Below are 13591 nucleotides of genomic sequence, written 5' to 3' on the forward strand. Positions count from 1 at the left end.
GTTCAGGATCTGCTCACATCTGAAACAAATCTTGTGGAAACCTATCCCTTGCGCTGGATGGCCATTAAGCTCATGGAAGGAGATGAGGCCATCCAGAAGCTGATCCGAAAAAAAGCATCGCATCCAGACCAAATTCTGACCAAAATTGAGATTCTCAGAGACAAATTCGATGCAGCCTTTGATGAAAAAACTGATATGTATGTTGCCCAATGCCGGTATGTGGCAGCAGAAGGTGTGTGCAGGCCCTGTCTGACCCGTTCTGCTAAATCCGGGAGACCCCTTTCAGACAGAATTGATAACCTGGTCTGCCATAAATTTTTAGGACCGGTTATCATGGTAGGGATGATCTGGCTTTTGTATTATCTATCCATTGTTCAGGGCTATAACCTGACTAATTACACCTGGCCCTTTCTGGCCAAGCTGCGGAATATCACGGCGGGGATCATGCCTGATCCCGGATTTATAGATATACCCCTGATCAGGGCCTTTACCCTGTGGATAGTGGACTCGGTCAATGCCCTGCTGAATTATATCCCTATCTTTTTTATCCTTTTCGGGCTTATTGCCATCCTGGAAGACAGTGGATACATGCCCCGCATGGCCTTTATCATGGACCGGCTGTTCAACCGTTTCGGCCTCCACGGCCAGTCCACCCTGCCCATGGTGCTGGGAGGTATTTATGTCGGGGGATGTGCGGTTCCCGGTGTCATGTCCTGCAAGGGCATACCCGATGAACGCTCCCGTCTGGCCACTATTTTGATCATTCCCATGCTCAACTGCCTGGCCAAAATCCCCCTGTATGTACTGCTGATCAATATTTATTTTGCCCAGTACAAGGGATTGACCATGTTTTTTATCTCCACCATCAGTCTGTTGATGGTGCTGCCCGTGTCAAAAATTTTGACCCTGACGGTTTTAAAGGACAAAGAAACCGCACCCTTTGTCATGGAAATGCCTCCTTACCATCTGCCTACCATTCGCGGTGTTCTAGGACGCGCCATAGAAAGGGTCTGGATGTTTATCAGAAAGATTACCACCATTGTTGTGGCTCTGGCCGTGGTCATTTTTATACTTCTACAGTTCCCCGGCATCAGCAACGAAAGAACCGAACATTATAATATCCAAAAAGACAAAGCCATTGCATCCTTCCAAAAAAAGATTGCAGGCACTCCCTATGAACAGACTTTAGAAGGAGAAAACCTCATGGCCATGGTTCTTTACTGGGAGAATTTTAAAAATAAAAAAATGCTGGTCAAGGGTCCTGAAGCCAGTAAGGCATTGAAAGAAAAATTCAAATCCAGGAACCCTGTTTTTTACAAAATTGCCCAACCCGGCAAGGACAAAGTTGCCAGAAAAGTAAACAAAGCCTTTAAAAAACTTTTCAAGGCCAGAAAAATACTTTTACGGGAAATGCGTAAGGAACGTATTGATAAAAGCTTTTTAGGCAGCATGGGAAAAGCCATGGAGCCGATAACCCAATATGCCGGTTTTAACTGGCGGGTCAATGTAGCCTTGCTTTCCGCATTTGCAGCCAAGGAAAGTTCCGTTGCCACCCTGGGTGCCTTATATGAACAGGATGAGGCAGGTGAATCCTTAGAAAGCCGCATGGCCCGGGGAGAAAAAGGTTTTACTCCCCTGCATGCCCTGGCCCTGATAATGTTCATGGTATTATATCCGCCCTGCCTTGCCACCTCCATTGCCGTTAAATTACAGTCAGGCTCTGTAAAATGGATGATGTTTGCCATGATATACCCCATGATTCTGGGCATCATTGCGGCAACATTGATCTTCACGGGCGGAAGCGCCCTGGGACTTACAGGACTTCAGGCCATGATCGCATTCTATGTGCTGGCACTGTTCCTGACAATCATAATGGGATTTATTAAACCAAAATCAGAATATGTATAAAAAAGGAGAATTTAAATGTTTAACAAAAAAATGCTTTTCACCGGCATACCGATCATTGGATTTCTGGCCCTTGGATTTTTGGCCCTTGGATTTTTTCCGGCAGGAATCTGTTATGCCCACACACCCTTATGTTCCTGCTATGACAATGCAGACGGCACCATTACCTGCGAAGGCGGATTTTCAGACGGTTCTTCGGCTTCTGGAGTTGAAATGAGGGTGGAGGATAAAAGCGGCAAGATACTAATCAAAGGTAAAATGGATGAAGACAGCGAATATACCTTTGACAAACCTGCTAAGGATTACAAAGTGATATTTGATGCCGGTGAAGGCCATGAGATTGAAGTGGACGGCAAGGAAATCACAGAGTGATATGAAGTCCGGCAAGTCATGCCCTGCCGGTAAATATAATTAAAGAAAGACAATAAATATTAAAGGAGAATTTTTAAATGAAAAAATTGTATCTTATGTTGGCAAGCCTGGCGATTCTGGCAATGAGTATTCCCGCATCTGCCCATTTTCAAATGATTTACACTCCGGATGCAGCCTTGAATAAAGGCGGTAAAATACCTCTGGCACTGGTATTTACCCATCCTTTTGAAGCCGGTCATACCATGGATATGGGAAAACCCGAGCAGTTTTTTGTGGTCCGTTCCAGGGGTGAAAATGCACCCAAGAAAATCGATCTTCTGGACACCTTGAAACCCATTACCTGGACCAGCCTGACAAACTCAGGCAACGCCTGGGAAACCACCTATTCCGCCCGTGGCGGAGACCATATTTTCTGCCTGGTTCCCGATCCCTACTGGGAAGCGAATGAATCTTTTTATATCAAACAGAACACCAAGGTCATCATCAATGTAGGTGGAGAGCCTGGTGCATGGATGGAGCCGGTGGGGATTCCCACGGAAATCGTTCCTTTGGCAAAACCCTATGACCGATGGACCGGCAATGTCTTCCAGGGTCAAGTACTTCTCAACGGCAAACCTGTTGCCAACGCTGAAATTGAAATCGAATACCTGAACCACAAGCCCCTGCTGAACAAAAAAGCCTTTGCCAAAGAAGCCAGGGCAACTGCGCCCCAGGATGCATTTATCCTCCAGACCATTTTTGCCAACAAAAACGGTGTGTTCACCTTTGGCATTCCCAAGGCAGGATGGTGGGGATTTGCAGCACTGGATCTGGACCCCGACTATACCCACAAGGGCAAAAAATGCTCCAGGGATGCTGTTATCTGGATCAAGGCCATTGATATGAAATAACCCTCCCCCGTAAGTTTGTACATTCTGTGCAGACTGACTATGCCGGATTCTGATTGAAGAATACAATGTCTCCCATGGCTCATGCTATCCATCAAACAGGGTCCGGCGTTTTTTAAAATATTTTACAGGGAAAAACAATGCCATGACACCTGTTATTGAGGTTGAACATCTGAGCCATCAATATGGGAAACAGACCATATACGAAGACTTGAACTTTACCATACCCCCCGGGAAAATCTATGGTCTTCTGGGAAAAAACGGAGTGGGCAAGACCACCCTGATCAAGATTCTCATGGGTTTTTTACGTCCTGGTGCAGGAAAATGCCGGGTGTTTGGGGAGGATTCCCATAACCTTTCCCCTGATGCAAGGACCCGCATCGGTCTTTTGTTTGAAGGTCATCTATCCTACGAATTCATGTCCATTAAACAGATTGAAAAATTTTATGCCCCCTTTTATCCAGCCTGGGACAGGGACATTTACTATCAACTGGTGAACAAGCTTAGGCTCGACCATGACCACCTGATAAAAAATATGTCCTGCGGTCAGCGCTCCCAGGTGGTCTTAGGTCTGATCATGGCCCAGCAGCCGGAACTGCTCCTGCTGGACGACTATTCCATCGGCCTGGATGCCGGGTACCGGCGCCTGTTTTTAGATGACATGCGAGAATTTCTCAACAAGGGAAGGAACCGAACCGTGTTTCTTACTTCTCATGTGATTCAGGATATGGAAGACTTTGTGGATGAAGTGATTTTTCTGGAACAAGGCGGAGGCCTACTGACCACATCCCTGACAAAATTTACGAGCAGGTTCCGTTGTTACAGGGTGCTCAGGGACAAAAAAAATCAAAACCGCCTGTTCAGGCCTCAATTTGGTTCTCAATTCAATCCATTACCTGAAAACCTGATTAAAAACATTGAAGAGCATGCCGATTACTGGGACTTTTTCAGTTTCGCCGAAAAAAACGAAGTCCGGGACGCAGTCCAAAAACAGGGTCTTGCCCTGAATGATCCAAATGACCTGAAAGAAGTGCCAATGAGTCTTGAGGATGCATTTATCGGATACACAGGAAGATATTAAGATGTTAAAAGCAATTTTTTTTAAGGAATTTTTTAAAATCCGCTGGTTGTGGCTGATAATTCTTCTTATGAACCTGGCTCTCACAGCCTATATATTCATTACCACCCGGAACTTATTTATCCTGGACCACCCTGAAGTGGTCTGGTATCGGGTGCTCCATCTGGGGCAGATTCATTTTAAAGACTTGAAATATATCCCCTTGCTTTCAGGCATCCTTATTGCCTGTTTCCAATATTTGCCTGAAATGTGGGGAGAAAGGCTCAGACTCTCGCTGCATCTTCCGATTTCCCCCCACATACTGATCCTTGCCCATGTTTTGGTAGGGCTGACGGCTTATGGGACAGTGGCCCTGCTGGATCTTACGGCCTTGTGGGTGATCACGGCCCAATACTTTCCAAAAGAAGCCGTAATGACAAGCCTTGTAACGGCCCTGCCCTGGACCATGGCAGGGGTTGCTGCCTATCTTGGCGGTACCCTGGCCCTTCTGGAACCCAATTTCCGCCTTAAGGTATTCAACATGGCAGTTGCCGCAGGTGTGGCAGGCCTGTTTCTTCATAACCCGAATCCCGGCAGCTATGGCCCGGCTCTCCCCTGGCTGATCTTACCCCTTTTACTCATGGTATTGTCTGTATTGCTTCCGGCCTATCGATTCCGGTACAGGAGGACTGTATAATGAAAAAATGTGCCTGTCTTTGCTTTACCCTGCTGGTGATCCTGGTATCCGCTATTTACCTGCCCATACTCTATGAAAAAATCTTTTTCAAACAAATTAAAAAAACCCATTTGTTCTACAGTCCTGTCAGCCGGGACTTTATCTTAAAGGAAAAATTCACGGGAACTGTACCTGAACAAGCCCTGACAACATCTGTGGACCACCATACCGGCATTGCCTATCAAAAGGCTGGCAATACCTATGTCTCGCGCAGGGAATTTGAAAAGCACCTGCCCTTTATTTTTTATAAAAATATGGAAATCTGGGGACTTCTCCCCCTTGAAATAGACGGAAAAAAATTTGATAAACAGACCATCAAAAAAAACCGCCGAGTCCTGGAATTAAAGTCCGGGTACATCACTGACCGACGGCCTTTCACACCTTTATGGCCTTTGCTGGAATCCAACCCGGGTCAGGCACGCCTGGTGTTTCCAGATGACAGGTTCCGCATGACCCCAACTGCCATGGAATTTATCAATACAGATACCAACCGAGAGGATAAAGCCCTGACAAAGACTTTTACCAATGCCTTAAAAGACTGCGGCTTTATTTTTCCTGTTCAATCGGTAAACGGAAAATTTACTGTGCTCAAACCCTTTGATGAAGGCATTTTCATGGTGGATGCCAAATTTTGTGTCTTCCATGTCAAACGGTTAAATGGAAAACCTGAAATCATTAAAACCCCCATTGATACGAATCTGAAAACCCGGTTTATCAAGATATCTGAAAACAGGCAGAAACAATACTATGGCCTGCTGTTGACCCATACCAACCAAATCAACCTTTTGTCCTATGATAACTATAAACTGATTCCTTTGCCCCTGAAACATTATGATCCCGACTGCATGGACATCAAACTGATCTTTAATCCCCTGTTTTGCACTGCCGTGTATTCGGATCAGACAATGATAAGGGCAGTGGCAATGGACAGGAATTTTATGGTCATAAAAAAGTTTTCCCATACCATGTCCCGGGCCAGGGTAACCCTTGCAAAACAAGTATACCACACCCTGTTCCCCTTTTGCCTTCATTTTGACACAAAAAACAGCGGGTTTTTATCCATGCAGGTTCAAAGTGAAGGCAAATATGCTCTTTTGGGGCTTATTGTCTGTCTTGGTATCTTTTTTTCAAAGACCATGCTTGGAAGAAAAAAACCGCCTGGCTTATGGAAAACCGCCCTGGTAGCCACAACCGGTATTTATGGGCTCATTGCCATTAATATGATTGACCTGGATGACGAACCATAGGGTTTAAGTCTAAGGTTTTTACACGTAAAGGAGATCAATTCATATGGAAAACATCATTATTATTCTGGCAGTCGTACTGGCTGTCTGGTATCTGTACCGCCGGTATAAAAAAACCTTTGGTTCAGAAAATCCGTCCTGCGGTGGGAGTTGCAACGGCTGTTGTTCAAACCAGAGCATTCCGAACACTGATCCTTCTAAAAAATACACAAAACAACCAAAAAAATTTAAAGAAGAAAATGATAATGACAATTAAAAATAATACCCCGGACCAACAGGCTGCAGCTTGCATTAAAGGCATTCTCACGGCTCTCCTGCTTTTTGCATTTACAGCCCCTGCCTGCTTTGCCCACTCTTTGTTTATCCAGTCCAGCCGGTATAAGGTCAATGAAGGCAAAGCATCCCCCATGTTTTTCTGCTATGGCCACCACATTCCCGTGGATGATGGTGTGCGGAGCAAAAAACTCAAAAGCATCAAGGTTTATTCCCCCAAAGGAGACGTCCGGGAAATAGGCATAAGGGATGAAACCTGCCTGCACTCCTATATGATTAATTATGATACCCCGGGCACTTGGATGCTCACGGCTGAAACAAATCCGGGCTATTACACAGTATACACGGATAAAAAGGGCAGAGAACGCCATACCATCAAGCCCATGAACAAAATCAGGGATAAGGCGGCGAAAATACATATAAGCCTTTATTCCAAACAATACACCAAAACCTATGTAGTGTGCGACACTCCTTCTGCTACATCTCCGCAAAAGGCCGGTCTCGCCCTGGAACTTATACCGGCAAACGATATCTTTTCACTCAAGCCCGGCGAAAACCTGGAACTAAATGTCTATCAGAACGGCAAACTTTTCACGGGGCAAGGCACCTGGGATGCAACGTACAACGGCTTCTCTACTATTGCTGAAAATATGTTCCACCCCAAAACCCAGGTTAACGGCAGCCGGATCACCATCCCCATCCCAAATCCCGGCCGGTGGTTTATCCGTTACTTTGTCAAAGTGCCGGCACCGGAAGAAGAAAGACAGACATACAAACAGATGAAACTCACCGCCACCCTGGTGTTCCAGGTTGATAATGAACGGAAAAAATTATAATGAAAACAAATGCAGCAAAACAAAACAATTTTTCAAAATCAATGATATTGGCGGCGGTTATGCTTACTATCTTTGCCATGGCTTTTCAGCCCGGAGAAGCCAAAGCGGGAATGAAATCACCGCCCCCCGAAAAAATCAAAGTCATCATCATCGGAGACCGGGTGGTGGATATTGCATATAACCTTGGCGTGCTTCCGGAGGCCATGTCGGTACGCGGCTCCCTATGGTCCATGGCCAAACAGCTCAAGACCGTCAGCCAGATACTGGGATGTCCGAATTGTACCATTGTCAAGAAAAAGGAAACCATTCCCAATGCACTGACTCAACGCGGAATCAAACGGGTGATTGTGGAAAAAAGCGATGTTTTCTGCCTTTACAAGCCCAAAATAAAACTGGAAAATATCGCTGTCATTATGGCGGGTATGGACGTAAAAATTGAATACGTGGATTTTTCCCAGGGTCTTGAGTCGGCGGTGCGCCAAACCGCCAAACTGCTGGATCGGGAATCCAAAGCAGACAAGGTTATTGAAAAATATAAAAAGAAATTGGCCAGGGTGAAAGCGAAACTGCCGAAAGAAAAATTGGGTAAAAAGGTGATCATTTTCAGCGGAACCTACCAGCCCTCCACCGGGAAATCGACCCTGCGGGTTGAGGCTCCCTACGGATACGCGGACCACTTCCTGCTGGACCCGCTGGGATGCCTCAATGTGGGGGACAGCTTCAAGCCGGCTGACGGCAAAGCAAATAAGGGCCATTATCCGGTACGCAAGAAAAAAAATGGAATGGTTCTGGACCCGGTGATCAAGGCGAATCCCGACGTCATCGTCATGACCGGGGATGCCCTGGCCGTTCAAAGGGCATTTGCCGACTATCTGACCGCCAATCCAGCCTTTGCCCAGGTAAAAGCTATCCGGAATATGGCCGTATATGCCCTGCCCGCTTATGTGGATTCAAGTGTGCTTGAGTACCCGGATATTTTGAAAAAATGGGCTGTGGCGTTGGCCCGGTAAACGATTTTCAAAGGAGAAAAGGTAAATGATGAGAAGTAAAAGATTTTTGAGTTTGAGTTTTATGGTTGTGATTATACTTTTTCTGGTGCCCGGCTCTGGTTTTGCAGCTGAAAAAATGGATAAAGTTATACTTACAACTCCTTTCTCACCCCTTGCCATGCCCATGTGGCAACAGGCGGCAGCCCGAGATTCCCAAACGCAGGGGTTGTTGCACTCCCCAATGTCTTGAAACAACCAAAGCTGGTTAATGCCTTTCTAAAAGCATATGACGCCGGCGTAAAATGGTCTGTGAAAAACCCTAAAGAGGCGGCTCTTTTAGCGGCAAATCATGTCAAAGGAGTTAATGCCGCTGCCTTTGAAAGGGCATTAAAGTATACTATTTTTGAATACTAAAATCAGATATGGTCTTATGGGTGTGGGGCTGTTTGTCGCAGGATGGCAGACACTATCCATTATTTTCCACGAGATTATCATAGCCTCTCCCGCAGATACTTTTTTCAGTCTGATTCAAATGGTTCAGACTATTGATTTCTGGAAAAATGTCAGTATTACCATTGAAAGATTTGGGCTGGCTCTCTTGTTTGGCAGCCTTATCGGGTTTGTACTCGGACTGATGGCAGGTCTCAATAAAAAAATGAGATGGCTGTTTGAGCCTTTCCGCTGGTCTCTTATGACAATGCCCCCTGTTGTTCTTGTTGTGGTGAGCATGATCTGGTTTGGCATGGGAAGTGTGCAGACTATTTTTGTCACAGCGCTTTTAATCATCCCCATTATTTATGTAAATACAATTGAGGGGATCGAAGCTGTGGACAAAAGGATTCTGGAAATGGGAAGAGTTTATAAGGCCGGTCCCTGGATGCTTTTAAAAGAGATCTATCTTCCAGGGATAGTCTTTGAACTGAGTTCACTTTATGCCCTTCAATATTATTACTATTATTGTGCTGCCCAACAAATTGTTAATCAGGTTCTCTATTGTTTTTTACTGCTGCATAGCCCAATATCCCAATGGTACTCATATTGTGCAGCACTGCTGAGATAACCGGCGGCAGATACCCAAGGGAGGCCAGAAGCAGAATCACGGAATTTATTCCCACACCCTTACCTTTTCGCATAATATTAAGAATGGTATTTCCGCCAAATTTCTGAATCTCTGCGGCTATTTCATCCACATATTGCAAATGATCCGGATAATGGGTTTTATATGATTTTATATGTTTAAGCCGGCATGACACCCCACCCTTTTGTGTGATATATCCCACTATGTTGTCCAACTCATCATTGGTGCATTTTCTGATCAAAGGCAGAAGATCATCATCATCCTGCCTGAGTTTTATTTCAGTCATTAAAACTCCCTTTGAAACCAAGTTTCCCTGTTCCCGCCATCTATTTTAAAAATTGGGCAATGCGGGTTGCAAAAGAGGAACATGCCTTTGCGCCAAGCATGTTTTTTGTTGCAAATGCCGTGGCAATCAGGCTGAGAAGCCCGAAAATTCCTGCCACAAGTGCTCCAGCCACATCCGGTTCAGGCAGACCCGTCTCTTTTGCCGCCGCCAGACTCTTTTTGGCCGCTTTAACCAGACTTGCAAAACCTTCCCAGTGCTTTTCATCAAGTACAATACCCTGTCGGCCAAGGTCAAAAAAAATCTCATCCGGGTCATTGATCAGTCCCAGAACAAGAACAATCTGAAATACAAAGCGCTCCTGGGGCTTTACTCCCTGTTCCCATCTTTTTACAGAGACAGCAGGAGCTCCCACCAGGGAGCCAAACTGTGCCAGGGACAATTTAAAGCGTTCCCTTTCTTTTTTAATTTCCCGGCCGAATTGTTCCAGCATAAATAGTTACCAAACCGTTAATGTGTTATAAACTCGTTACACAGTAATACAAAGATATAATAATCTAATGTCAAGAAAGAGATCCTCTTTTTTTCTATTTCAATTTTATATTACCCATACTATATAAGGGGTCAAAAAATACGAGTGCTATAAAAAATACTGGTGCAAAATATATGAAACATATGATTATTAAATCTGTTTTTCTCATCTCCTGCCTGCTGTTTATCCCGGTTAAACTTACCTGGGCACATCCCCATGTTTTTATTGCCCAGAATCTGAAAATCGTGTTTGATGAAAAAGGGATGGCAGGCTTTAATGTATACTGGAAATTTGATGAAATGTTTTCCAGCATGATCTGCGATGATCATGACCTGAATAGAAATGGAATTCTTGAAAAAACAGAGGTGGCATCTATCAAGGGAAAAGCATTTTCCTATATTGCCGAGTTTAATTATTTTATTTATGTAAAAATTGACAACACTCCTTTTGAAGTGAAATATGTGACTGATTTTTTTGCCAGGATTGACAAAGGAAATTTGATCTATGAATTTTTCATCCCCTGCCATATCAGTGCCGCAAAAAACTTTAAACATATCAGCATTGCTTCCTATGACCCGAATTACTATTCTGCCGTTTATTTTACAGAGAGACATCCTTTTGCAATTGAAAACAATGACAGATTTGAAGTTAAGGCTCAAATAAAAATAGACAAATCCACCTTAATATACTATGACATGGTCAATCCTTGGGCCCTGTTTCTGGATTTTAAATTAAAATGATGAAAAAGATTTCAATTTTTTTATTTATATTTATATTTATACCTGTCTCTATTGGGAATACTCAAAATCCATTTACAGCAAAACCTGAAAACCAGCACATGGCAGCGCCTAAGCCACTGATAAAAAGCAAATTCTTTGTTAAAATAATTTTCTGGCAACAGCAGTTAAGAGAAAAAATGTCCAATTTAATACGTGAGGCTAAAACAAAAAAAAGCCTGGCACCCTTTTTTATTCTTATTGTCTCAGCCTTTGCTTATGGCGCGATCCATTCGGCCGGCCCCGGACATGGAAAGGCAGTCGCCCTATCCTATATCCTGTCTTGTAAACCAAGCGTTTTACAAGGCTTGATTTTCAGCAATCTCGTGGCATTAACCCATGGATTTTCAGGCATTTTCTTTGTTCTGATCGTAAAATATTTATTGCAGACAAGTATTTCAGCCTCACTTGAAACCATGACAAGTATCACTCAAATCATCAGTTATTCTTTGATCACCTGCCTTGGACTCATCATATTTTTCAAAAGCATTTACAAATGGACCAAAAATAAAACAGTACATCATGACAACCATACAAAACTGTTTGCCAATCCATTTATAACAGCAATAGCAGTGGGTATCATCCCCTGTCCCGGTGTGGTCATGGTGATGTTGTTTGCCATATCTCTGGATCTAACCTGGCTGGGAATTTTACTGGGTACAACCATTTCTTTCGGCATGGCTTTAACCGTTACATTGATTGTCATGGCAGGCATGTCAGGCAAAGCTGCTGTTCTCTCTTTGGCCTCCAATCACAGCAGAATTTTAACAAGACTTGAATATATGATTGAAGCCACGGCAGGCTTATTGGTGGCTTGTTTAGGGTTTATCCTTTTAATGACCAGCCTTTAAATCAAAAATCAGCGATTTCGGTCGGACACTAAACAAATCACGGGACAATGACCTGTGCCAGCTGTGCAAAGCCGATACCACCTTTTCCCTTTGTTATCCAGGCAGGTTTGAATGCAAGCCTGTCCTGAAATGCAAGAACATTGGCGACACCGACAGAGTTGGGAAAATATTCAAACATGGGCTCATCATTGGGAGAGTCCCCGACAAAGATAACCTTTTCCTTTATTACGTCCAGATCTGTTTTAAATACTTCCTTGAACATTATTTTAGTCATGGAAAGCTTGTCATATGACCCAAACCAGCCATTCACATGAATAGAACTGATTTTTGCAGTTGCATTGTATTGTTCAAATATATCAACGATTTTATTAATATCAGTTTGGGAAAGATGCGGAACATCTTCGGCAAAATCAATGGCAAGATCAGCTTCCCTGTACGGTTGATCAGCCGAGACCACACATCCCGGGATTGATTGCAGGATCTTGTGTTTTATAACAGCCAGTTTTGTTTGATCCTGTTCCCGTTCCTGATCTGTTTTAAAATACCGACGGATCATTTTTTTTTCATGGCTATCATACACAAAGTAAAACGCGCCATTTTCACCGACAATTCCGTTAACCGGCCACATTCTGGCGATATGATCGCACCATCCTGCAGGTCTGCCCGTGATGGGGATTACTTTTATGCCGGCTTTGTCAAGATCTTCCATGGCCTGGAAAGCACATGCCGGAATTCTGCCTTCACAGGTTATGGTATCATCAATATCTGTGAGCAGATAAGTGATGGCAGATCTTTTTTCCCGTGGAAAATCTTTTATTGACTTCATCACCATTTTATTTTCCTGTAAAGATAACGGCAAATGTATGAACTGTACTATTTTTCTTTCTCAATCAGGCCTTTTACAAACCATCTTTGCATGAACAGCACGACCAGAATAGGGGGCAGCATAACAAGGACAGCCGCACCAAGGGCAATATTCCACTCCGGCAGATCATCTGCCTGGGGGATAAGGTTCTGAAGACCGATGACAGCAGTTGTCATTTTAGGATTGGTCGTCACCAGCAGGGGCCATAGATATTGATTATAGCCATATACAAACTCGATGACCACAAGGGCGGCAATATTTGTCTTGGACAGCGGGAAAAGAATTTTTCTAAAAAACATCATTGGAGAAGCCCCGTCAATTTTTGCCGCCTCACAAAGTTCTTCGGGAATGGTCAAAAAAAACTGCCGGAACAAAAAAGTACAGGTTGCCGAGGCAACCAGGGGAAGGATGAGTCCGGTATAACTGTCAAGCAGACACCAGTTGAGAGTAACACTGATATCATGACCGCTGAACCATGACATAAGGCTGTCCAGATGCAAAAAATCCCATAGGGCTTGAAGCGGGCTGAGAACATTGGCAGCCATTTCATAGGTGGGAAGAATTCTGACTTCCACAGGGAGCATCAATGTACAGAAAACCGATGCAAACGCCACAACCCTGAATTTATAATCAAAGTAAACAATGGAAAAGGCACCGATCATGGATACGGCAATTTTTCCCACAGTGATACCCGAGGCCATAATAAAGGAATTTACGATCTGAGTCCCCAGATCTCCCCTTGACCAGGCTTCTTTCATATTGACCAGAAACTGGTCACCCGGAATGAGCGGCATGGGGACTTTTGATACGTCTTCCAACGGCAGGGTTGCCGCAATCAGGCTGTAAATTATGGGAAATCCAACAATAAATATTCCCAGTATTAAAAATGCATAGGTAAAAAAATCTA

17 protein-coding genes are annotated in these 13591 nt (G+C 44.1%); 13 read left to right on the forward strand and 4 right to left on the reverse strand.

The annotated features are described in order from the left end of the window. The 11 genes from K8S13_RS01505 to K8S13_RS01555 all read left to right on the forward strand — a co-directional run. Window positions 1–1908, forward strand: a 1908-nt coding sequence (locus K8S13_RS01505; RefSeq protein ID WP_291459894.1) for a ferrous iron transporter B, incomplete at its 5' end; no start/stop codon positions are given. Window positions 1909–1923: 15 nt separating this feature from the next. Further along, a complete protein-coding gene (locus K8S13_RS01510; protein ID WP_291459895.1) occupies window positions 1924–2277 on the forward strand; it encodes a hypothetical protein in 354 nt (117 codons plus the stop codon). A 77-nt stretch (window positions 2278–2354) separates the two neighbouring features. Continuing rightward, window positions 2355–3167, forward strand: coding sequence for a DUF4198 domain-containing protein (locus K8S13_RS01515; protein WP_291459896.1), 813 nt, complete (start codon window positions 2355–2357; stop codon window positions 3165–3167). A 142-nt stretch (window positions 3168–3309) separates the two neighbouring features. Next, window positions 3310–4245, forward strand: a complete 936-nt coding sequence (locus tag K8S13_RS01520; protein ID WP_291459898.1) for an ATP-binding cassette domain-containing protein — start codon at window positions 3310–3312, stop codon at window positions 4243–4245. Window position 4246: 1 nt separating this feature from the next. Next, entirely contained in the window at window positions 4247–4918 is a 672-nt protein-coding gene (locus K8S13_RS01525) for a hypothetical protein (protein WP_291459900.1), read from the forward strand. Continuing rightward, entirely contained in the window at window positions 4918–6204 is a 1287-nt protein-coding gene (locus K8S13_RS01530; RefSeq protein WP_291459901.1) for a DUF4857 domain-containing protein, read from the forward strand. Before K8S13_RS01525 ends, K8S13_RS01530 begins: the two co-directional genes overlap by 1 nt. 43 nt (window positions 6205–6247) lie before the next feature. Further along, on the forward strand, window positions 6248–6457 hold the full coding sequence (locus K8S13_RS01535) for a FeoB-associated Cys-rich membrane protein (RefSeq protein WP_291459903.1): 210 nt from the start codon (window positions 6248–6250) through the stop codon (window positions 6455–6457). Next, window positions 6447–7310, forward strand: a complete 864-nt coding sequence (locus K8S13_RS01540; protein ID WP_291459904.1) for a DUF4198 domain-containing protein — start codon at window positions 6447–6449, stop codon at window positions 7308–7310. The genes K8S13_RS01535 and K8S13_RS01540 overlap by 11 nt, the downstream gene beginning before the upstream one ends. Beyond that, window positions 7310–8320, forward strand: coding sequence for an ABC transporter substrate-binding protein (locus K8S13_RS01545; protein WP_291459905.1), 1011 nt, complete (start codon window positions 7310–7312; stop codon window positions 8318–8320). Before K8S13_RS01540 ends, K8S13_RS01545 begins: the two co-directional genes overlap by 1 nt. A 165-nt stretch (window positions 8321–8485) precedes the next feature. Then, a complete protein-coding gene (locus K8S13_RS01550) occupies window positions 8486–8713 on the forward strand; it encodes an ABC transporter substrate-binding protein (protein WP_291459907.1) in 228 nt (75 codons plus the stop codon). Next, window positions 8703–9359 carry an ABC transporter permease gene (locus tag K8S13_RS01555; RefSeq protein ID WP_291459908.1) on the forward strand — a complete coding sequence of 219 codons (657 nt, stop codon included), beginning with the start codon at window positions 8703–8705 and terminating at the stop codon, window positions 9357–9359. The genes K8S13_RS01550 and K8S13_RS01555 overlap by 11 nt, the downstream gene beginning before the upstream one ends. On the opposite strand, the gene K8S13_RS01560 is transcribed toward K8S13_RS01555, so the two are convergent. Together K8S13_RS01560 and K8S13_RS01565 are read right to left on the reverse strand one after the other, a co-directional pair. Beyond that, complete coding sequence (locus tag K8S13_RS01560; RefSeq protein ID WP_291459910.1) at window positions 9277–9663, reverse strand: hypothetical protein; 387 nt, start codon at window positions 9661–9663, stop codon at window positions 9277–9279. The genes K8S13_RS01555 and K8S13_RS01560 overlap by 83 nt on opposite strands. A 40-nt stretch (window positions 9664–9703) precedes the next feature. After that, entirely contained in the window at window positions 9704–10153 is a 450-nt protein-coding gene (locus K8S13_RS01565) for a helix-turn-helix transcriptional regulator (protein ID WP_291459912.1), read from the reverse strand. Between the two features lie 173 nt (window positions 10154–10326). Between K8S13_RS01565 and K8S13_RS01570 the strand changes: the two genes are divergently transcribed. Both K8S13_RS01570 and K8S13_RS01575 read left to right on the forward strand, forming a co-directional pair. After that, a complete protein-coding gene (locus K8S13_RS01570) occupies window positions 10327–10932 on the forward strand; it encodes a DUF1007 family protein (protein WP_291459913.1) in 606 nt (201 codons plus the stop codon). A 176-nt stretch (window positions 10933–11108) separates the two neighbouring features. Continuing rightward, on the forward strand, window positions 11109–11819 hold the full coding sequence (locus K8S13_RS01575) for a hypothetical protein (RefSeq protein ID WP_291459915.1): 711 nt from the start codon (window positions 11109–11111) through the stop codon (window positions 11817–11819). A gap of 37 nt (window positions 11820–11856) precedes the next feature. Here K8S13_RS01575 and K8S13_RS01580 read toward each other — a convergent pair whose 3' ends face one another. Next, entirely contained in the window at window positions 11857–12645 is a 789-nt protein-coding gene (locus K8S13_RS01580; protein ID WP_291459917.1) for an HAD-IIB family hydrolase, read from the reverse strand. A 47-nt stretch (window positions 12646–12692) separates the two neighbouring features. After that, on the reverse strand, window positions 12693–13591 hold an 899-nt coding region (locus K8S13_RS01585; RefSeq protein WP_291459919.1), incomplete at its 5' end, for an ABC transporter permease subunit.

The sequence above is a fragment of the Desulfobacula sp. genome, from assembly GCF_021107415.1.

Coding starts and splice junctions, on each gene's coding strand:
- K8S13_RS01510 (WP_291459895.1), top strand. CDS start 1,924: ATGTTTAACAAAAAAATGCTTTTCACCGGCATACCGATCATTGGATTT.
- K8S13_RS01515 (WP_291459896.1), top strand. CDS start 2,355: ATGAAAAAATTGTATCTTATGTTGGCAAGCCTGGCGATTCTGGCAATG.
- K8S13_RS01520 (WP_291459898.1), top strand. CDS start 3,310: ATGACACCTGTTATTGAGGTTGAACATCTGAGCCATCAATATGGGAAA.
- K8S13_RS01525 (WP_291459900.1), top strand. CDS start 4,247: ATGTTAAAAGCAATTTTTTTTAAGGAATTTTTTAAAATCCGCTGGTTG.
- K8S13_RS01530 (WP_291459901.1), top strand. CDS start 4,918: ATGAAAAAATGTGCCTGTCTTTGCTTTACCCTGCTGGTGATCCTGGTA.
- K8S13_RS01535 (WP_291459903.1), top strand. CDS start 6,248: ATGGAAAACATCATTATTATTCTGGCAGTCGTACTGGCTGTCTGGTAT.
- K8S13_RS01540 (WP_291459904.1), top strand. CDS start 6,447: ATGACAATTAAAAATAATACCCCGGACCAACAGGCTGCAGCTTGCATT.
- K8S13_RS01545 (WP_291459905.1), top strand. CDS start 7,310: ATGAAAACAAATGCAGCAAAACAAAACAATTTTTCAAAATCAATGATA.
- K8S13_RS01560 (WP_291459910.1), bottom strand. CDS start 9,663: ATGACTGAAATAAAACTCAGGCAGGATGATGATGATCTTCTGCCTTTG.
- K8S13_RS01565 (WP_291459912.1), bottom strand. CDS start 10,153: ATGCTGGAACAATTCGGCCGGGAAATTAAAAAAGAAAGGGAACGCTTT.
- K8S13_RS01570 (WP_291459913.1), top strand. CDS start 10,327: ATGAAACATATGATTATTAAATCTGTTTTTCTCATCTCCTGCCTGCTG.
- K8S13_RS01575 (WP_291459915.1), top strand. CDS start 11,109: ATGTCCAATTTAATACGTGAGGCTAAAACAAAAAAAAGCCTGGCACCC.
- K8S13_RS01580 (WP_291459917.1), bottom strand. CDS start 12,645: ATGAAGTCAATAAAAGATTTTCCACGGGAAAAAAGATCTGCCATCACT.